This is a genomic window from Pseudomonas sp. LBUM1645 (assembly GCF_059716185.1).
Genome location: NZ_CP166811.1, coordinates 1,928,120 through 1,951,273, shown reverse-complemented (window position 1 = coordinate 1,951,273; position 23,154 = coordinate 1,928,120). Strand labels below are relative to the sequence as shown.

1 pseudogene is annotated in these 23,154 nt (G+C 62.6%); it reads right to left on the bottom strand.

What is annotated here, in order from left to right:
• Window positions 1-70: 70 nt before the first annotated feature.
• Window positions 71-22,920 (bottom strand): annotated as a pseudogene (locus ACA079_RS08575) (non-ribosomal peptide synthase/polyketide synthase).
• Window positions 22,921-23,154: the final 234 nt, after the last annotated feature.

Below are 23,154 nucleotides of genomic sequence, written 5' to 3'. Positions count from 1 at the left end.
ATCTTGATCTTAAAAAGATCGCAGCCTCGTTTCACTCGACAGCTCCTACAGGGGACCGTGGCGCTCCCGTTTAAGCGGTTGCCAAACTGCGCTCCAACAGCTCTTCAAGCTCATCGAGCAACTCATCACCGCGCAGCAGCTCGTAATGCCCACCCGCCAACAAGCGATCAACGCCGTGGCTACCGACCTGGGCCTCGAACACCCGACGTTCGTCGTCGCGCTCGGCCACCCACCAGCGATTCGCCGTGACCTGAATCGCCGGCAGTTGCCGATGCGCCAGCGCCAGTTGCTTGAGGCGTGAGCCGGTAGAGAAGATCTGCGTGAGTTCCCCCGCGCCCAACGCCGCTTGCTCATTGGAACCGTGCATGGCTGCCTCGATCACCACCGTGGAACCCTCACGCTCACTCAAGTCAGCGGCTTTCAGCGCGATCAGCGCCTGAGCCTCATCAGCCGGCAGACCGAGCACAAATTTCAGGAAGTCGCCCAGATCCTCGCGCCAGTCCCCCGCTTCTGCGGTGCCCGCCACGTAACTGTCGACCAGCCCGGCAAACGCGACCGTCTCACCCTGGCTTTCCAGTTCGTGAGCAACCAGTTGCGTCAACGCTCCGCCCAATGACCAACCCAGCAAGTAATACGGCCCCTTGGCCTGCTGACTGCGAATCCGTTGCGCATAGGCTTGAGCCATCGCCAACAGCGACTCATCCTGCCAATGCGGGTCAAGCAGCATCCGGCATTGCACGCCGTACACCGTGCGCCGGCCTTCCAGTCGACGGGCCAGCGGTTCGTAGTCGAATACCGTGCCGAAACCGGCGTGCAGGCAGAACAGCGCCGGCACGTTCGGGATCCGCGCATTCAGCGCCAGCAACGGATCCGGCGCAGATGCCGGTTCGGCAGCCTGATAGCCGCTGAGTTCGGCGATGCAGGGTTTCTGCATCAGATCGCGCAGTTTCAATTCGAAGCCCAGTTGCGGCTGACTACGCACCCGCGAGATGACTTTGAGTACCTGCAACGAGTCGCCACCGAGTTCGAAGAAGTTGTCATCGATGCCCACTTGCGGCACGCCGAGCACCTCTTGCCAGATCGCCGTCAGCGCCGTTTCCAGATCGTTGCGCGGCGCGCGATAACCGCCGAGCGCCCATTCAGGCGTAGGCAATGCGCGACGATCAAGCTTGCCGTTGGCCGACAGAGGGAAGCGCTCCAGCACCAGAATGCGCGCCGGCACCATGTAGTCCGGCAGTTGCGCTTGCAGCTCAGACTTCAAGCGACGATCCAGCCCAACAGCACCGGCCGCCACCACATAACCCACCAATTGCTTGCCGGTCGGCGTGTCGTGCACCACCACAGCGGCATCCTGCACCCCGGTGCAATCACGCAGGCGGGCTTCGATTTCGCCCAGTTCGATACGGAAACCACGGATCTTCACTTGCTGGTCGAGACGCCCCAGATAGTCGATCAACCCGCATTCACGCTGGCGCACCAGGTCGCCAGTACGGTACATGCGGCCACCGGCCTCGAACGGATCGGGGATAAAGCGTTCAGCGCTCATGCCGGGACGCTGGTGGTAACCGCGCGCCAGGCATTCGCCGCCCAGGTACAACTCGCCGCTGACACCGACCGGCAACGGATTTAGGTCGGCATCCAGCACATACAAGCCACGCCCGGCCACACCACGACCAATCGGCGCATACGCCGCGTCGCAGGTTTCGCTGATCTCGGCGCGCCACAACAGCGGCGTGACCACGGTTTCGGTCGGACCGTAACCGTTGACCAGACGCTGCGGACGCAGAGCCCGTTTGACCTGCTCGAAACTGGCCTCCGGCACCGCATCACCGCCAAAGCAATACACCTCGACCGCCGGTGGATTACCCAGACGTTCAGCCACCTCGGCCATCTGTTGCAGGTACGCCGGCGGGAAGCAGGCCACGGTGACGGCGTGACGATCCAACACTTCCAGGGTTTGCTCCGGGGTCCACAAACTGTCATCGCGGATCACCAGACTGCCGCCGGCCAACAGCACGCTCAGCCAACGCTCCTGAGCGCCGTCGAAAGCGAACGACATGAAGTGCAACTCGCGGCTGCGCGGTGCCAGTTCGTAGAGCTCGATGATGCCGCGGCAATGCCGGGCAATCGGTCCGCGCGCCACGGCCACACCTTTCGGTTGGCCAGTGGAACCGGAGGTGTAAATCAGGTACGCGAGGTGCCCCGGCAGCGGCTGGGAAACCGGGCACTCGGTGCTGCCAGCAACGGCCAGTTGATCCAGCAACAGACGTGGCGGGCTGTCGGCCAGGGTCAGCCGTTCGCCCAGATCACTGTCGCAAAGCAACAGACTGGCCGCCGAATCGTTGAGCATGTAAGCCAGTCGCTCGGCCGGGTACGCGAGGTCCAAAGGCAGATAAGCCGCCCCCGCCTTGAGCACCGCAAGGAACGCGACGATGGTGCGTTCGGAACGCGGCAGCGCCACCGCCACCAGTGTTTCAGGCCCAATGCCGCGACCGATCAGTTGCTGCGCCAGCCCATTTGCCTGTGCCTCAAGCTGTGCATAACTGACTTCCCGATCCTCGCAGATCAAGGCGACTTTCTGCGGCTGAGTCCGCACATGCTGATTGAACGCGTGCAGCAAATCGGCGTTGTCTTCAGAAACTTGCGGCAGGCTGATCAGTGCTTCAGGCAAACCAATGTTGCCGAGCAGGCAGAAGGCATCCTCCGGCAACGCACGCAAAAAACCTTCGAGCTGCGCACGAATCCGCTCAACTTCCACGTCACTGAAGCGATCACGCAGGAACAGGTATTCGACCTCCAGACCTTCTTCGTTGGCGCTGACCATCAAGTCCATCGGGAAGTTGGTCACCCCGCCACTGCCGACTTCGGCAAAGCGCAATTCACCTTCCTCGCCCCCTTTCAAGGCGCGGTCCACCGGATGGTTTTCGAACACGATGATGCTGTCGAACAAGCCCTGGCCACCCTGCCCGGCCCAGCGCTGGATGTCCGACAACGGCGTGTGCTCGTAGTCGCGGACCATCAGGTTGTAATCCTGCAAATCGCGCAACCACTCGCCCAACGGCTGTTGCGGATCGAGGGTTTGGATCACCGGCAAGGTGTTGATGAACAGGCCAAGCATGTCCTGCGCACCGGCAAGCCCGGTCGGACGCCCCGCCACCGTGGCGCCGAACGCGACGCTGCGCTGGCCGCTGTGACGTTGCAGCAACAACAGCCAGGCACCTTGCACCAGCGTGTTCAGCGTCACGCGTTGACGCTTGGCGAAGGTGTGCAGTTTGCGCGTCGCCTCGGCGTCGAGGTTGCTGTACATCACGCCGTGGCCGGAACCTGTGGCACCCGAAGCCTTGGCCAGAATGGTCGGCTCTTCGAGCAACGCCAGGCGTTCGCGCCAGAAGCCTTCGGCCTGCGCGCCGTCCTGACGTTGCAGCCAGGCGATGTAGTCGGCGTAACGACCGGTCAGGGTCGGCAGGCTGTCGTTGTGGTACAGGCGCAACATGTCGCCCAACAGGCGCGAAGCACTCCAGCCGTCCAGCAACAGGTGATGGTAAATCCAGATCATCTGGTAACGGTCATCGCCCAGGCGAACCAGGATGAAGCGCATCAACGGCGGGCAGCTCAGGTCGAAGCCCTTGGCCTGTTCCGCAGCCGCCAGTTCGTTCAGCGCTTGTTCGGTGTCGGTGCGGTCACGCCAGTCGAGTTCTTCGATCGGCAGCTCGACATCGGCGAACACCGCTTGCAGCGGATCGGCCAGACCATCACGCCAGCGGAACGCTGCGCGCAGCACTTCATGACGTTCCACCAGCGTCTGCCAAGCGGCGCGGAAACGCGGCACCTGCAAACCATCGACCGCCACGCTCAACTGGTTGACGTAGGGGTTCAGCTCCGGTGAATCGAGGCAATGGAACAGCATGCCTTGCTGCATCGGCGACAGCGGATACAAGTCTTGCAGCCCTTCACGGACGGCGATGTCGATGTGCGGCACCAGCGCAAAAGCAGGGACTTTCGGCGCTTCAACCAACGCCGCTTCACGACTGGTCGCCACCGCTGCGAGTGCCCGAATGGTCTGCTGCTCGAACAGTTGCTTCGGACTGAACACCAGCCCGCGCTGCCCGGCACGGCTCACCGCTTGCAGTGAGATGATCGAGTCACCGCCCAGCTCGAAGAAGTTCTCGGTGACGCCCACCGAATCCAGCCCCAGCAGTTCCTGCCAGATCTCCACCAGCAACGCTTCGGCCGGCGACGCGGCGGCCACTTGATCGTGGTTCTGCCGAGTGGCTTCAGGCGCTGGCAGGCCCTGACGGTCGAGCTTGCCATTCGGCGTCAGCGGCAACGCGGCCAGGCACATCAAGTGCGCCGGCAGCATGTGCGCCGGCAGACGGCTGCGCAGGTGCAGGGTCAGCGCTTCACGCAAATCGTGCTCGTCGGTGAGCGGATCGCGCGGCACCACGTAACCGACCAACTGGCGGCTGACCGGGCCTTCGCGATCGATCACGAACGCTTCACGCACGCCTTCGTGTTCCAGCAGGCAGGCTTCGATTTCGCCGAGCTCGATACGGAACCCGCGAATCTTCACTTGCTGGTCGATACGACCGAGGTATTCAACGACGCCATCGGCACGGAACCGCGCGAGGTCGCCACTGCGATACAAACGCGCACCCGGCACGAACGGATCCGGCACAAAGCGTTCAGCGGTCAGGTCCGGACGTTGATGGTAACCACGGGCGACGCCCTCGCCGCCCAGGTACAACTCGCCCGCCACACCGACCGGCAACGGCTGCAAGCCCCCGTCCAGGATATAGGCGCTGCGGTTGCCGACCGGCCGGCCAATCGGCATGAACGCCGAGTCGAATTCGGTATCCGGATACGCCAGCCAGATCAACGGCGTGATCACCGTTTCGGTCGGGCCGTAGCCGTTGATCAGGCGCTTGGGTTGCAGCACTTGCTGGACTTCATCGAACGCGTGCTTGGCCATCCCTTCACCGCACGGGGTGTAGGACCGGATCGGCAGATCACGCCCCGCTTCGCCCATGAATTCGGCGATCTGCCCCAGATAGGTCGGGGTAAAGCAGGCGATGGTGATGCCATGCTTTTCGATCTCGGCGCAGGTGCGCTCCACGCTCCACAACTCGTCGTCGCGCGGCATGACTGCCGAACCGAACACCAGCGGCGTCAGCCAGCGTTCGTGGGCGCCGTCGAAGCTGATCGAAGCGAATTGCAACTCGCGATCGTCCGGTGTCATGCCGTACAGCTCACCGATCGACAGGCAATGCATGGCCAATGGACCGTGGGCCACGCTGACGCCTTTCGGCCGTCCGGTGGAGCCCGAGGTGTAAATCAGGTAGGCGAGGTTTTCACCGCAGGTCAGGTTGACCGGGTTGGTTTCCGCCATGGAGTCCAGCGGCTCGCGGTCGATTTCCAGCACCGGCAGGCCTGCGGGCAACGGCAGTTTTTCCCGCAGCCACGATTGGCTGATCATCAGCGAAATGCCGCTGTCTTCCATCAGGTAACGCAGGCGTTCCGTCGGGTAAGCCGGGTCCAGCGGCACGTAGGCGCCGCCGGCCTTGAGGATCGCCAGCAGGCCAATGATCATCTCCGGCGAACGCTGCATCGCGAGGCCGACCCGCACTTCCGGGCCGATGCCCAGTGCGCGCAGACGATGGGCCAATTGGTTGGCGCGGCGGTTGAGTTGGTCGAAGCTCAACTCCAGGTCGTTGAAGATCAGCGTCGTGGCGTCCGGGCGGATGACAGCCTGAGCCTCGATTAACTGATGCACGCAGAGCGGGTTTTCCGTCGCGGTGAATGCGGGATTCCACTCGACCAATTGTTGCGCACGTTCCGGCGCGGTCAGCAGGTCCAGTTCACTCAATGCAGCCTGTGGCGCGGCGACCATCGCTGCCAACAGCGCGGCCAGGTGCTCGCTCATGCGGGCAATCGCCTCGCCGCTGAAGTGGGCGCACTGGTAGCTCCAGTTCAGGCTGAGCTGACTTTCGGCAGTGGCCGCCAGCGTCAGCGGGAAGTTGGTGCGTTCATGGTTCTGCGGGATCGAGAAGCTCAAACCGGCCGGTGCGCCCTGTTGCAGCGCTTCGGCCACCGGGAAGTTTTCGAACACCAGCAGGCTGTCGAACAGCGGTTCACCGGCACGCCCGGCCCAGCGCTGAATGTCACCCAACGCGGTGAATTCATGCTCACGCAATTCCAGGTTCTGCGCCTGCAAGCGGGTCAGCCACTGGCCGACGCTTTCAACCGCGTCCGGGCTGCTGATCACCGGCAAGGTGTTGATGAACAGGCCGAGCTGACTTTCAGCACCCGGCAAATCTACCGGCCGCCCTGCTACGGTCGCGCCGAACGCGACGCTACGTTGGCCGCTGTAGCGTTGCAGCAAGAGTGCCCAGGCACCTTGGACCAAAGTGTTGAGCGTGACTTTTTGCTGACGGGCAAATTCGCTGAAACGCTGGCTGGTGGCAACGTCGAAGGTTTGGTGGTAGTCGGCAAATTCCGTCGTCGACGGATTTTTACTGTCGCCATGGGCCAGGCTCTGCGCCAACAAGGTCGGGTTGTCGAGGGTCGCCAGCTGCTCGCGCCAGAAGATCTCATCGGCGTGGGCATCCTGACGTTGCAGCCAACCAATGTAATCGGCGAAACGCCCAATCGGCGCCTGTACGTCTTGCCCGGCATAACGCTGCAGGACTTCGCTCAACAGCAGCGAGTTACTCCAACCATCGAGCAACAGGTGATGGTGGGTGTAGATCAGTTGCTGACGATCATCGTCCAGTCGCACCAGGGTCAAACGCATCAACGGTGCGCGAGTCGAATCGAGCTGCAGGCGTTCGCTGTCGATCAGTTGAACCAACGCTTCGGCCTGATCGCTGCGATCGCGCCAATCGAGGCAGGTCATCGGCAATTGCAAATGACGATGCACCAACTGCACCGGCGCTTCGAAACCATCGGGGAAGTGGAAACTGCTGCGCAGGATCGGATGGGTGTCGAGCACTGCTTGCCAGGCGCGGCCCAGTCGATCGGCATCGAGGCCACGGGCTTCGACGCTGAGCTGGTTCACGTAAGCGCCGGACTCCGACTCGTACAAGCTGTGGAACAACAAACCGGCCTGCATCGGCGACAGCGGATACAGGTCTTCAATCTGTGCTGGTGGTACCGGCAAACCATCAAGTTGCGCCTGGGTCAGACGCGCCAACGGGAAGTCCGCCGGGGTCACGCCGCCCGCACCGTCGCTCAGGCAATGGGCGATCAGCGCCAGCAACTCACTGCGGAAGTCCGCGGCCAGCGCTTCGATCTCGCGCAGGTCGAAGCATTCGCGGCTGAAGGTCCAGTCGAGTTTCAGTTCACCGCCATAGACCTGACCATCCACCGACAACCAGTTCGGCAACGGTGCGTCCGCCGATTGCGCGGCACCGCTGGATTCGCGGGCCGGGGTGAACAGTGCGTCTTCGGCAAAGCTCTGGTCGAACTGGCCGAGGTAGTTGAACGTCACGCGTGCTTGCGGCAACGCGGCCAACGCCGCTTGGGTCGATGCATCGCCCATGTAACGCAACAGGCCGTAGCCCATGCCTTTGCCGGGGATTTCGCGCAGTTGCTGCTTGATCGCCTTGATCGAACCCGAGAGGTCGGCGGTCGGCGTCAGGCGCACCGGGAACAGGCTGGAGAACCAGCCGACGGTGCGGGTCAGGTCGATGTCGTCGAACAGCTCTTCGCGGCCATGGCCTTCGAGCTGAATCAGCGCCGATGCGTCGCCGGTCCAGCGGCTTAGGGTGCGGGCCAGTGCGGTCAGCAGCAGGTCGTTGACTTGGGTGCGGTAGATCGCTGGCGCCTGTTGCAGCAACTGGCGGGTTTGCTCGCGGTCCAGGCCGATGCTGACGCCTTGGCGCAGATACCCGGCCTGACTGGCTTGAGCGTTGGCCGCCGGCAGCGAATCATTGGCGACGCTCAGTTGCGCCTGCCACCAGTTCAGTTCGCCGGCAGCAGTTTCAGAGCGTGCATAGTTGTCGAGTTTGTCTGCCCAGGTCTGGAAGGCGCTGGTCTTCGGTGGCAGCTCTTGCCCTTGGTAAGCGGCCTGCAAATCTTCCAGCAACACCCGCCACGACACACCGTCCACCGCCAAGTGGTGGATAACCAACAGCAACCGCTGCGAGCCATCAGCCTGCGCGATCAACGCGACACGCAGCAACGGACCGTCTTGCAGACTGAGGCTGCGCTGGGCTTCGTCGCACACCGATTCCAGCGAGGCATCGCTGGCCACGCGGGCGGTCCAGAGCATGTCGATCACATCGGCGCTGTCGGCCCCGACATAACGCGCCGACCACTCTGTGGGAGCGAGCTTGCTCGCGATGAGGTCAGCATCGGCAACATGGATGTCGCCTGACCCACCGCTATCGCGAGCAAGCTCGCTCCCACAGGGGGCCAACAGGGATTGCGGTGTCGTGGTGACTTGGCTGAAGCGCAAACGCAGGGCATCGTGTTGCTTGAGCAGGCGTTGCAACGCGGCTTGCAGGCGCGGCAATTCGAGGGTTTCGCGCGGCACCAGCAGCACTGCCTGGTTCCAATGCGCGCGTTGCGGGATCGGTTCGTCGAAGAACCAGCGCTGGATCGGTGTGAGTTTCTGCACACCGTCCACCGGCCCTTGTTGCGCCAGCGGTGCCGCTTGTTCTTTAACCACAGCGGCCAGCGCTTGCAACGTCTGCTGCTGGAACAGGTCACGGGGTTGCAGGCTCAGGCCTGCACGGCGGGCGCGGCTGACCACCTGAATCGAAATGATCGAGTCGCCGCCCAGTTCAAAGAAATTGTCCTGACGCCCGACCTGCTCCACGCCCAACACGTCCTGCCAGATCTGCGCCAGCACCTGTTCGTGTTCGGTGCGCGGCGCTTCGAACGCGCGTTGGCTGACTTGTGCGGTCGGCGCCGGCAGGCGTTTGCGGTCGAGTTTGCCGTTGGGGCTCAGCGGCATTTGTTCGATCAGCACGGTCTGCGTCGGCACCATGTAATCCGGCAGGCTGGCCAGCAGATGGCTTTTCAGGGTTTCACGCCACGCGCCTTGCTGCTCGGCTACGGCGCTGACCAAGGCTCGATCTTGCGGCACGATGTACGCAACCAGTTGCTTGCCGCTCGTGCCATCGAGGGCCAGCACCACGGCTTCCTGCACATCGGCATGTTCTTGCAGGCGCGCTTCGATTTCGCCCAGTTCGATGCGCAAACCGCGAATCTTCACTTGGTGGTCGATGCGCCCGCAGTAGTCGATGGCGCCATCAGTGCGATAGCGCGCCAGGTCACCGGTGCGATACAGGCGCTCGCCACTGCCGAACGGGTCGACCACGAAACGCTCGGCAGTCAGCGCGCCACGGCGGTGATAACCGCGAGCCAGACCGACACCACCCAGGTACAACTCGCCCACCGCGCCCAGCGGCAACGGTTGCAGTTCGCTGTCGAGAATGCAGGTGCGCAGGTTGGCGATCGGCCGACCGATCGGCACGCTGTCGCGGCCCTCTTCGACGCAGGTCCAGTGGGTCACGTCGATGGCCGCTTCGGTCGGGCCATACAGGTTGTAGAGATTGGCTTGCGGCAGGCTACGCAGAGTTTGGCGTTGCAGTTCCATCGGCAGCGCTTCGCCACTGCAAATGATCCGTTGCAGCGAGGTGCAGGCCAGCGCTTCGTCGGCACCGATAAACGCCGAGAGCATCGACGGCACAAAGTGCAGCGTGGTGATCGCCTGTTCGACGATCAACGCAGCAAGACGTTGCGGATCACGATGTTCGCCGGGGGCGGCGATGACCAACGTGGCGCCCTTCATCAGCGGCCAGAAAAACTCCCACACCGACACGTCGAAACTGAACGGCGTTTTTTGCAGCACGCGGTCGCTCGGCAGCAGGTTGTAGGCTTGCTGCATCCACTCCAGACGGTTATGCAACGCCACATGGCGGTTGCCCGCGCCCTTGGGTTTACCGGTGGAACCGGAGGTGTAAATCACGTAAGCAAGGTTTTCTGCGACGGCCAGGTTGGCCAGATCAGTGTCCGGCAAGTCGCTCAACCAATCGGCCTCGGCATGCAGGCACAGGGTGCGCACGTTGTCCGGGGTCGGTAGTTGCGCCAGCAAATGTTCCTGGGTCAGCAACAGCGAAATGCCGCTGTCTTCGATCATGTAGCTCAAGCGATCGAGCGGATATTCCGGGTCCAACGGCACATACGCACCGCCAGCCTTGAGAATGGCCAACAGGCCGACGACCATTTCAAACGAACGGTCGCAGGCAATCCCCACGATCACTTCCGGGCCGACACCTTGGGCGCGCAAGTGATGGGCCAGACGGTTGGCGCGCAGGTTCAGCTCGGCGTAACTCAAGGATTGCCCCTGGAACACCAGCGCCGTTGCTTCACCGTTTTCAACCACGCGTTCTTCAAAATGCCGCTGCACGCAGACTTCGCCCGGATAGGTTTGAGCCGTGTCGTTCAGGTCATCAAGAATGCGCAGACGCTCGTCGGCATCCAGCAATGGCAACTCGGCAAGCGGGCATTGCGGGTTCGCCAGCACGCCGGCCAACAGGTTGCGCCAGTGCCGAGCGAGGTGCTCGATGCGCTCAGCATCGAACAAATCGGTGGCATACGTCAGGCTGGCGAACAGCTTGTCGCCCTCTTCCTGCGTGTCCAGTTGCAGGTCGAATTGCGTGGTGTGCGCCGTCGCGTTCAGTGCCTCGACGCGCAACCCTGCGAGCAAACCGCTGACCGCCGCCGGTTTGGCTTGCTGGTGGTTGAACATCACCTGGAACAACGGGCTGTGGCTGAGGCTGCGTTCACCTTGCAACGCCTGCACCAGACGCTCGAACGGCAAGTCCTGATAATCCTGAGCATCCAGCGAAGCAGCGCGGGTCTGGTCGAGCAATTGGCTGAATGGCAGACGTCCATCCAGTTCAGCACGCATCACCTGGGTATTGACGAAGAAGCCGATCAGCCCACGGGTTTCCGCGCGATTACGGTTGGCAATCGGCACGCCAACGCGCAGGTCGGACTGACCGCTGTAGCGATAGAGCAAGGCCTGGAAACTCGCCAGCAACAGCATGAACGGTGTGACGCCGAGCTGTTTGGCCAGGCTCATCAAGCCGCTGGCCAAGGTCGCATCGAGGGCGAAATCCAGACGTGCACCGCGCTGGCTCGGTTGCGCCGGGCGTGGACGGTCGGTGGGCAATTCCAGCAGCGGTTGTTCGCTGCCCAGTGTTTCGCGCCACCAGTTGAGTTGACGCTCCAGCTCGCCCGCTTCCATCCAGCGGCGTTGCCACAGGGCGTAATCGGAATACTGAATCGGCAACGCTTCCAGCGCTGCATTCTGGCCTTGGCAATGCGCGGCGTAGAGTCGGGAAAACTCCTCCACCAACACGCCCATCGACCAACCATCGGTGACGATGTGGTGCAGGGTCAGCAACAGCACATGGTCTTCGGCGTCGAGTTGCAACAGGCTGACCCGCAACAGCGGACCGTGCTGCAGATCGAACGGCCGGGCGATTTCCTGCTCGACCGCTTTCATGGCCAGATCGAGACGCTGTTCCTGAGGTTCATCGCGCAGATCGATCTGTTCGATCGGCAGCGAAGTGAACCCGGCCAGTGTCTGCACCACCTGACCGTCGTCTTCGACGAAACGGCTGCGCAGGCTCTGATGCCGCTCCAGCAGCACGTCGAAACTCTGCTGCAACGCCGCGACATTCAGCGGCCCGTGCAAGCGCAGCGCGGCGGGAATGTTGTACGCCGAGCTTTGCGGATCAAGCTGCCAGAGGAACCATTGGCGCTGCTGCGCGTACGACAGTTCGAAGGTCGTTTGCGGCTCGGCAGCAGGCGGAATCGGCAGTTGGCCAAAACTCACGCCCTGCTCTTGCATGCGTGTCAGAAACTCGCGGCGCTTGTCGGCAGGCAGGCCGGCGAAGCGGGTGGCGATACGCTGGGCAGTGGTGTGTTCCATCAGTTGATCTCCATCTCGTCGAGAAGCGACTCAAGCGCATCAAGACGTGCATCGTTATCAGCCGGGGCATGTTGCCCGGCCATGGCGGCATAAGCCTGAAGGTCGGTGGATTCGAACAGCGCGCGCAGCGGCAGCTCGATGCCCAGCTCCAGTTCCACACGGGCACTGGCCTGGGCGGCGAGCAGCGAGTGCCCGCCCAATTCAAAGAAGTTGTCGCGTCGGCCGATCTGCGCCACGCCCAAAACGTCGGCCCAAATGGCCGCCAGTTGCCGTTCGAGGTCGCCTTCGGGGGCTTCGAACGGGCGCTGCCATTCCTGAGCGTCAGGCACCGGCAGAGCCTTGCGGTCGAGCTTGCCGTTGCCGGTCAGCGGCAAGGCGTCCAGCAGCAGCCAGTGGCTCGGCACCATGTAATCCGGCAGATCGACCTTGAGCGCGGCGCGCAGGTTGTCGCGCCATGCAATCGGGTCATGCGGGGTTTGCTCGGCCACCACGTAGGCGCACAGTTGTGGGCAGCCGTCGCCGGCATGCACGCTCAACACCGCTTGGCGCACGCCCGGTTGAGCCAGCAGTGCGGCTTCGATTTCACCCAGTTCGATGCGGAAGCCGCGGATCTTTACTTGCTGGTCGATCCGGCCGAGGTAATCGATGCTGCCGTCGGCACGCTGGCGGGCCAGGTCGCCGCTGCGATAAAGGCGTTGCGACGCATCGAACGGACTCGGCACAAAACGCTCGGCCGTCAGGCCGAAACGCCCGTGATAACCACGCGCCAGACCAGCGCCGGCGATGTACAACTCGCCCGCCACACCCACCGGCACCGGTTGCAACTGGCTGTCGAGCAGGTACCAGCGCAGGTCGCGGATCGGCAGGCCAATCGGGCTTTGGGCCTTGCCGTCGAGGTCGGAGAGGCGGATGGCGCGGTAGGTCACGTGCACCGTGGTTTCGGTGATGCCGTACATGTTGACCAGGGTTGGCGGTTGGTCGCCGAAGCGCTCGAACCATGGACGCAGGCTCGCGACTTCCAGCGCTTCGCCGCCGAAGATCACCTGACGCAGGGCCATGTTTCGTGGGCTGGCGCAGGCAATCGGTAACAACTGGCGGAACGCAGTCGGGGTCTGGTTCAGCACCGTCACGCCTTCATCACAGAGCAAGCGATGGAACTCTTGCGGCTCGCGGCTGATGTAATACGGCACGATCACCAGACGCCCGCCGGTGCACAGCGAACCAAACAGCTCCCACACCGAGAAATCGAAGGCGTAGGAATGGAACAGGGTCCAGACATCGTCCGGGCCGAAATTGAACTCGGAAGCGGTGGCGGTCAGCAGACGCCCGACGTTGCCATGGCTGAGCAATGCACCTTTAGGCCGGCCAGTGGAACCGGAGGTGTAGATCACGTAGGCGAGGTTGTCCGGGGTTGCCAGCGCTGGCAGGTTGTTGTCGCTGAAGGCATCCAGTTGCAACGACTCCAGGCTCAGAACCTGCACGCCGTTGCGGGCCGGCAAACCGTCGATCAAGTGTTGTTGGGTCAGCAGCAATGTGATGCCGCTGTCTTCGATCATGTAGCTCAGGCGCTCGGCCGGGTATTGCGGGTCGAGCGGCACATAGGCGCCGCCGGCCTTGAGAATCGCCAGCAACCCAACCACCAGCGGCATCGCCCGCTCGGTGGCAATGCCTACACGCACCTCTGGGCCGACGCCCTGTTCACGCAATTTGCGCGCGAGTCGGTTGGCCTGGGCGTTGAGCGCGGCGTAGGTCAGTTGCTCGCCTTCGTAGACCAGTGCGATTGCGTTCGGCCGCTCGGTAGCCTGGGCTTCGAACAAGTGGTGCAAGGTTGGCGATGGTGGTTGCACCTGGAACGTCGGGTTCCAGTGCTGGATCAACGCATCGTATTGCGGCGCTTGCAGCAACGGCAGCTCGGCGACACGCTGCTGCGGATCGGCGACCACTGCGCGCAGCAGGTTCAGCCACTGCTCGGCGAGGCGGTTCATCGACGCCTCGTCGTACAGGTCAGTGGCGTAAGTCAGGCTGGCATCCAGTGCTTCACCCTGCTCCTGCGTATCCAGCACCAGATCGAATTGCGTGGTGAGTTGTTGCCAGTGCAGGCGCTCAACCTGCAAGTCGGCAACGCTGCGCTCGACGCTCGCACCCAACTGCTGCTGGTGGTTGTAAAGCACCTGGAACAATGGGCTGTGATTGAGGCTGCGGTCCGGCTGCAAGACGTCGACCAACTGCTCGAATGGCAAGTCCTGATTGGCCTGAGCGCCCAATGCCACGCGCTTGACCTGTTGCAGCAAAGTGCTGAAGGACTGCTGCCCGTCGATCTCGGCACGCAGCACTTGGGTGTTGATGAAGAAGCCGATCAGGCCTTCGGTTTCCAGGCGCGAACGACCGGCACTCGGTACGCCGACGCTGATGCTCGACTGTCCGCTCTGGCGATGCAGCAAGGTCTGGAAACTCGCCAGCAACAGCATGAACAGCGTCACTTGTTGTTCCTGGGCACGTTGACGCAAACCGGCCAGCAACTCGCCATCAACGTTCAGCACCAGGCTGGCGCCGCGCTCGGTGCGACGGGCCGGACGGGTCAGTTCACTCGGCAATTCCAGCGGTGCCTCGCTGCCATCCAGTTGCTCGCGCCACCACGTCAGTTGGCGTGCGCCCTCCCCGGCTTCCAGCCAGTCACGCTGCCAACGGGCGTAGTCGCTGTAGTTCACCGGCAGGCTATTCAGGTTCGCGGCCTTGCCTTCGACGGCCGCCTGATACAGCGCGCTGAATTCATCGACCATGACCTGCATCGACCAGCCATCGGCGGCGATGTGGTGCACGGTGAGCACCAGCACGTGTTCGTCGGTGTTCACTTGCAGCAGCAACACGCGCCACAGCGGGCCGTTGCGCAGGTCGAACGGACGGGCGATTTCTTCGTCTACGGCCTTGTCGATCGACGACTGATCGACCGTGCGCTCATCCAGTTGCAGCGCCAGATTGTCGTGCAGCACCGGACGCGCTTGCTGGCCGTCCTGCTCAAAGGTTGTGCGCAGGGTTTGGTGACGGGCCTGCAATTGAGTGAAGGCTTCGCACAGGGCTTCGCGGTTCAGCGAGCCCTTGAGGCGCAGTGCGGCGGGAATGTTGTAGGCCGAGCTTTGTGGGTCCAGCTGCCAGAGAATCCATTGGCGCTGTTGGGCGTACGACAGAGTTTGTGGCTGATCGACCGTTGCACGTTGCAGCACCGGCTGGTCGCTGGCGTTCGCCAGTGCGGCACGCTCGGCAAATTCCGCCAGATTCGTCGCGGAGAACAGGCTGCTGACGGACAGTTCGAGTTGCAACTGCTGACGCACCCGAGAGATCACCTGAAGCACCAGCAACGAGTGCCCGCCCAGCTCGAAGAAGTTGTCGTCACGACCCACGCGTTCGACCTGCAACACTTCCTGCCAGATCAGCGCGAGTTGCGTTTCCAGCCCTTCAGCCGGGGTCACGAATTCGCGTTGTGCATCGCCCGCTTCAGCGCGCGGCAGGGCTTTGCGGTCGAGTTTGCCGTTGTTGTTGAGCGGCAGTTTCGGCAGCAGAACCAGGTGATTCGGCACCATGTATTCCGGCAACGACTGACGCAGAACGGCTTTGAGGCCGTCCAGATATTCCGTCTCTGAAACCACCGTGCCGTTGGCCACGACATACGCCACCAGTTGCGTGCCGTCCTGAGCGATGACCGCCGCTTCGCGCACGTCCTCACGGGCTTGCAGGCACGCTTCGATCTCGCCCATTTCAATACGGAAACCGCGAATCTTCACTTGATGATCGATGCGGCCGACGTATTCCAGATTCCCTTCAGCGTTGTAGCGCGCCAGATCGCCGCTGCGGTACAGCCGCGCGCCCGGCTCACGGGCGAAAGGGTCCGGAAGGAAGCGTTCGGCGGTCAGCGCCGGGCGGTCGAAGTAGCTTTGAGCGAGGCTGACCGGGGCACCGATGCACAGTTCACCGACGCCACCGTTGGGCAGCAATTGACCGGCCGCGTCCAGTACATACAGCGCGCGACCGGCGATGGCTCGACCAATCGGGATACCAAACGCGTCGCTGGCATCCTCGAGATGGCATTCATGAACACTGGACACCACGGTCGCCTCGGTCGGGCCGTAGGTGTTGAGCAAACGTACATGGCTCAAACCAGCCTGATGCCACAAACGCAGACCTTCGACCGACATGGCTTCGCCGCCGACGTGAACCTGGCGCAACTCACCGAGATTGCGCACCACACCACTCGCGCATTCACGGGCCAGTAAATACCAGTAAGCCGCCGGCAAGTCCGCGACGGTTACGCCCTGCTGGACGATTTCGGCGGCAAGGCGGCCGGCATCCCACACATCGTCGCCGCGCATGATCAACGCCGCGCCAACGCACAACGCCGGGAAGCACTGTTCGACAAAGCCGTCGAAACTGAAGGTCGCGAACTGCAACACGCGGTCCGACGCCGACAGCCGCGAATAGTAGGCGGCGGTCTGGCAGAACTCGCGCAGCGCGGCATGGGCGATGGCCACGCCTTTGGGCTGGCCGGTGGAACCGGAGGTGTAGATGATGTAGGCCAGGTCGTCGGCGAGCGCGTGGTTTTGCGGGTCGCTGTCGGAGTAGTCGGCGTTGTCTTCGAGGCTGAGACGTAGCACGCCCGGCACATTTTCCAGCAGACCGGACTCGCACAGCAGCACGTCGAGGCGGCTGTCGTCGATCATGTAGGCCAGGCGTTCAGCCGGGTATTTCGGGTCCAAAGGCACATAAGCCGCGCCGGTTTTGAGTACCGCCAGCAGGCTGACGATCAGTTGCGGGCCACGGTTCAGCGCAAGACCGACGCGCTTGCTGGGGCCGGCACCGTTTTCAATCAGACGATGGGCCAGACGGTTGGCCTGCGCGTTAAATTGGCCGTAGCTCAGGGACTGACCGTCGACCTGCAACGCCATCGCGTCTGGGGTAGCGGCGGCCTGAGCCGCGATTTGTTCGTGCGCCAAAAGTGCTGTGGATAACTCAACTGCCGCCGGTTGGCTGACTGCGAGCACAGCATTTTTTCCGGCCTCATCGAGTAACTCCAGCGTGCCCAATGCCGCGTCCGGAAGCGCCACCAGTTGCGTCAGCAGATGCTGCAGATTGGCCGACAACTCAGCAACCTGCGCCGCACTGAACCGCGCCGCGTCGTAGCTGAAGTCCAGGCTCAGGCCTTCGCCCAGTTCGATGCCCAAGGTCAGCGGATAGTGCGTGCGCTCGTGGTTGTGCAAGTTGCCGAACGACAATCCGGCCGGCGCGCCCTGTTTCAGCGCCTCGGCCACCGGGAAGTTTTCGAACACCAGCAGGCTGTCGAACAGCGCCGAACCCTGCTGCCCCGCCCAGCCCTGAATGTCGTAAAGCGGCACGTGCTCGAACTCGCGCATGGCCAGGTTCAGCCCTTGCAACTCGCCCAGCCATTGGCTGACGGTTTGATCCGGCTTCATCGCGCACACCAGCGGCAGCGTGTTGATGAACAAGCCGAGCTGCTCTTCGATCCCCGGCAGCGGAGCAGAACGCCCGGCCACGGTGGCACCGAACACCACGCAATCCTGACCGGTGTAGCGCTGCAGCAACAGACTCCACGCCGCTTGCAGCAAGGTGTTGAGGGTGACTTTCTGCTGACGGGCGAACTCGGCCAGACGCTGGGTCGCGCGGCTGTCGAGGGCGACGCGGTATTCTTCGCTGCCTTCGGCACCCACCGGCGGGCGCAAGGCTTCGGCCAGCAACGTCGGCGCTTCGAGCGGTGCCAATGCCGCTTTCCAGAACTGCTCGCCCGCGGTGGCCGATTGCTGCTGTAACCAGCCCAGATAATCGCGGTATTGCCCGGTCGGTGCCGGCAGCGATTGCCCGGCGGCGTAGTGCTGGATCACTTCGGCCAGCAACTGTGCGTTGCTCCAGCCGTCCATCAAAATGTGGTGGCTGGTGTAGATCAGGTGCCAGTCATTGGCGCCTGTGCGGACCAGTTTCAATCGGAACAGCGGCGCGGTGCCCAGTGCAAAACCCTGGGCGCGCTCGGCGTCGGCCAGCGCATCGGTGTCGGTCGCTTCAAGCACTTCAAGCGGCAACGCGACCTGGCGGACAATCGCCTGGTGCGCGGTGTCGAGGCCTTGCCAGTGGAAACTGCTGCGCAGGATGTCGTGACGCTCCAGCGCGGTTTGCCAGGCCTGAGCGAATCGCTGCGGATCGAGTCCTTGAATGTCCAGGCGCAACTGACTGATGTAGGCGCCAACTTCGGGTTCGTACAGGGTGTGGAACAGCATGCCCTGCTGCATTGGTGACAGCGGATAAAGGTCTTCGAGGGTCGAAACAGCTACCGGCAGTGCATCGAGTTGCGCCTGACTGATGCGCGCCAACGGGAAGTCCGACGGTGTGGCTTGTGGCGCTTCAACGGCACAGCAGTGATCGATCAACGCGTTGAGTTCCAGCGCGTAATCGTCGGCCAAACGCTGGATGGTCGCGGTGTCGAACATCTCACGGCTGAAGCCCCAGCTCAGCGACAACTCACCGCCGTAGACCTGGCCTTCAACCGTCAGCCAATTGCCCAGCGGTGCCGATGGATCTTGTGCGATGCCGTTGCCTTCGGTGGACGGCACGAACATCGCGGCATCGTCGAACTGACGGTCGAACTGCCCCAGATAGTTGAAGGTGATGCGCGGTTGCGGCAACGCCGCCAGTTCGGCGCGAATCGTTGGTGTGCCGAGGTAGCGCAGCGCTCCATAGCCGAGGCCTTTGTCCGGCACGGCGCGCAGTTGTTCTTTGATGGATTTGATCGACGCGCCTAGATCGCTGGACGGCATCAGATTGACCGGGAACAGGCTGGTGAACCAACCGACGGTGCGGGTCAGGTCGATGTCATCAAACAGATCTTCGCGGCCATGGCCTTCGAGCTGGATCAGCGCGCTGCCCTGCCCGCTCCAGCGGCAAACCGCACGCGCCAGGGCGGTCAGCAGCAGGTCGTTGACCTGGGTGCGATAGGCCGCCGGGGCCTGTTGCAGTAGTTTGCGGGTTTGCTCGGCGTCGAGTTTGAGTTCGAGTTTCTGTTCGAAGCGGTTTTCCAGCGCGCCGGTTGGGTGGTCGCATGGCAGATCGTTTGGCGCGTTTTTCAGTTGGGTCTGCCAGTGACCGAGGCTGTTTTCAAAGGCTGGAAGATGATCTTGCAGGCGGGCGACCCAGCGTTGATAGGTGCTGGTTTTCGCCATCTTAACGGTGCTGTCGCTGTAGAACTGTTGAAGATCTTCCAGCAGCACACGCCAGGAAACACCGTCCACCGCCAAGTGGTGAATGACCAGCAGCAAACGCTGAGAGCCGTCGGCCATCGCGACCAGAAGCGCCCGCATCAATGGGCCTTTCTGCAAGTCGAGGCTGCGTTGGGCTTCGTCGCACAAGGCGTTGAGTTCTTCGAGCGATTGCGCCTGACGCTGCCACAAAACTGATTCAGTGGTCGGCGCGGCATAAGCCTGCTGCCAGCCGTTTTCGGTCTGTTCGTATCGCAGGCGCAAGCCGTCGTGATGGGTCAGCAATTGTTCTAAAGCGCGATCAAGCGCAGCACCGTTCAACGCCTCGCGCGGCACCAGCAGCAGCGACTGGTTCCAGTGCTGACGCTCAGGAATGGCTTGCTCGAAGAACCACTGTTGCACCGGCGCCAACGCCACCACGCCCACCGCCGGGCCTTGTTCGATCAGCGGCTGTTCACCGCTGCGGGCTGCCTGGGCCAGGCTGCGAATGGTCTGATGCTGGAACAGGTCTTTCGGACTCAACACGATCCCGGACTGACGGGCGCGGCTGACCACCTGCATGGAAACGATGGAGTCGCCGCCCAGCTCGAAGAAGTTGTCTTCAAGACCCACATTTTCGATCGCCAACACGTCCTGCCAGATCGCAGCGAGGGATTTTTCCATCGCAGTGCGCGGCGCGACGTGTTCGCGTTGTTGCTGCGAGCCGTCAATCGCCGGCAAGGCCTTACGGTCGAGTTTGCCGTTGGGGGTCAGTGGCAGGTGTTCGAGGAACAGCAGGAACGCCGGGACCATGTAGTCCGGCAGATGCTGACGCAGTGCAGCTTTCAAGGTTTCACGCTGGGTCGTTTGAGCGTCGATGTCGTCCAGTAGCGAAGGATCGGTTGGCACGATGTACGCGACCAGTTGCTGACCGTTGACGCCGTCCTGCGCCAACACCGCCAGCTCGCGTACCGCGTCCTGCTGCAACAGCCGCGCTTCGATTTCACCGAGTTCGATACGGAAGCCCCGGACCTTGACCTGATGGTCGATGCGACCGACGTATTGCAACGCGCCGTCAGCCTGATAACGGGTCAGGTCGCCGGTGCGGTACAGGCGTTCGCCGTTGCTGGCGAACGGGTTCGGCACGTATTTTTCGGCGGTCATGCCCGGACGCGCCAGGTAACCGCGGGTGATGCCCGCGCCTGACAGGAACAGCTCGGCGGACACGCCTTGCGGCACCGGTTGCAGGTCAGCATCGAGCAAATAGCTGGCGGTGTGTTTCAGCGGCCGGCCGATGTTCGCGCGGCCACCGGCCTCGCGACGGGTCCAGGTCGAATAGGTGGTGTCTTCGGACGGGCCGTACAAATCGTAGACATGCTCGACCGTCGACTGCTGATACAACGCGTCCACCAGGCTCTGCTTCAACGGCTCGCCGGCGAGGTTGATGATGCGCACGCTCGGCGGGATCTGCCCGTCGCGCTGCAACGCATTGATCGCCGACGGCACGGTGTTGATCAGGCGCACCTGATCACGGGCCGGCAGTTGCGGCAATTCCAGGGCATTGCGGGCGATGATCACCGAGCCGCCGTTGGCCAGGGTGACAAACAGTTCCCACACCGACAGGTCGAAGCAGACCGACGTCGAGGCCAGCACGCCTTGAATGTCTTCACGGCTGTAGACCGATTTCGACCAGTCAATCAGCGCGAGCACATTGCGATGGGCGATGGCCACGCCTTTGGGTTTGCCGGTGGAACCGGAGGTGTAGATCACGTAGGCGAGGTTGTCCGGCGTGACGCGAGTCATCGGCGCGCTACTTGGGTAAGCGACCCACTCCGTATCGTCCATCAGCAACACTTGGGTGTCGGCGGTGACGATCAAAGTTGCGGCGACAGCTTGCTCGGTCAGCAGCACCAAAGCGCGGCTGTCTTCAAGCATGTAGGCAACGCGTTCGGCCGGGTAATCCGGGTCCAGCGGCACGTACGCGCCACCGGCCTTGAGTACCGCGAGCAACGCCACCAGCAGGTTGTCGGAACGTTGCATCGCCACGCCAACGCGGATTTCCGGGCCAACACCCAGTTCGATCAGCTTGTTAGCCAGACGATTGGCCTGATTGTCGAGCTCGACGTAAGTCAGCTGCTTCGTGGCAAAGGTCACCGCCAATGCCGTCGGGTTCGCGGCGACTTGCTGGCTGATCAGCTCATGAATGCACAGATCCTGCGCGAAGCTTTCGTCAGCACGGTTCCAGTCATGCACGATCCGCTGATATTCGGCGTTCTCCAGCAGCGGCAAATCACTGATGCGCTGCTGCGAATCACTGACCATGCCCTGCAACAAATGCGTCCAGTGCTGCGCCATGCGCGCGATGGTCGTGGCGTCGAACAGGTCGTTGGCGTAGGTCAGCGCGGCGTGCAGCTTGCCGCCCTTTTCATAGGTATCGAGGGTCAGGTCGAACTGGGTGGTGCGCCCTTCCCACTCGATCACGCCCAGCGCCAGACCGGACGCGGTGCTGACCGTGGAAATGTCCGCGACTTGCGGCTGGTGGTTGTACATCACCTGGAACAGCGGCGTATGGCTGAGGCTGCGCTCCAGTTTCAGCGCCTCGACCAGGCGCTCGAACGGCAAGTCCTGATGGGCCTGGGCGCCGAGGGCGGTTTCCTTGATGGCACGCAGCAAATCGTCGACGCGGGTCTGGCCGTCGAGCTGGGTCCGCAGCACCTGGGTGTTGACGAAGAAGCCGATCAGGCCTTCGATCTCGGCGCGGTTGCGGTTGGCAATCGGCACGCCGACGCGGATGTCGGTCTGCCCGGTGTAACGGTGCAGCAGCGCGTTGAAGGCGCCGAGCAACAGCATGAACAGGGTGATGTTGTGCTTCTGCGCCGTGGCCCGCAGCTGCTCGGCCAATTGACCGTCGACGGCGAACTCGTAACGGGTGCCGCGATAGCTCGGCATCGCCGGGCGCGGATGATCGGTGGGCAGTTCCAGCACCGGGTGCTCGTCGCCCAGTTGCGCCTGCCAGTAGTCGAGTTGACGCGCCTGTTCGCCGGCCTCCAGCCAGCGACGCTGCCACAACGCGTAGTCGCTGTACTGGATCGGCAACGGCGCTAATTGCGGTTGTGCGCCCGCCTCAAAAGCGTCGTAGCAGCGGATGAACTCGTCGATCAACACGTTCATCGACCAGCCGTCGGAAACGATATGGTGCAAGGTCAGCAGCAGGACGTGTTCCTGCTCGGTGAGTTTGAGCAAGGTGACGCGCAACAATGGGCCGGTTGCCAGATCAAACGGCAGTACGGATTGCTGCTCGGCCACTTGGGCGACGGCCCTTTCGCGCTCCATGGCCGGTAATGCGTTGAAATCCACCTGATCGATGACCAGCGGCGCGCTGGCCGGCACTTGCAGCAAGGTGTCGTCGGCCTGGCGCTGAAACACCGTGCGCAGGGTTTCGTGGCGCGCGACGAGGCTGGCAAAGGCTTGCTCCAGCGCTGACAAGTTCAAACGCCCGGTCAGACGCACCGCGCCCGGCAGGTTGTAGGCGCCGCTTTGCGGGTCCAGCTGCCAGAGAAACCACATGCGCTGCTGGGCGTACGACAACGCCTGGCGATCTTCGGCTTCGACGCCGGCAGGAATCGGAAACCGGGCGAAATCAACGCCTTCCTTTTGCAAGGCCGCAAGGAACATCTGGCGCTTTTCCAGGGGCAACCCGATAAACCGGCGAGCAAGTTTCAAGGAGTCTTCAGCATTCATTTCTTAGCATCCGGATCAGTGGCGGGAAGCACAAAGGCACGTCGTCCCTATAAAACGAATGCAGACCGGAAAAATTAGCGAATGAGAACAAGTATCAGAAAGGAGGTAGAACGCGGAGTGTCTGTGTGTCGAAAATCATTGTGGGAGCGAGCTTGCTCGCGATAGCGGTCTGTCAGTCACATCCATATTGAATGTGCCGCCGCTATCGCGAGCAAGCTCGCTCCCACAGGTATT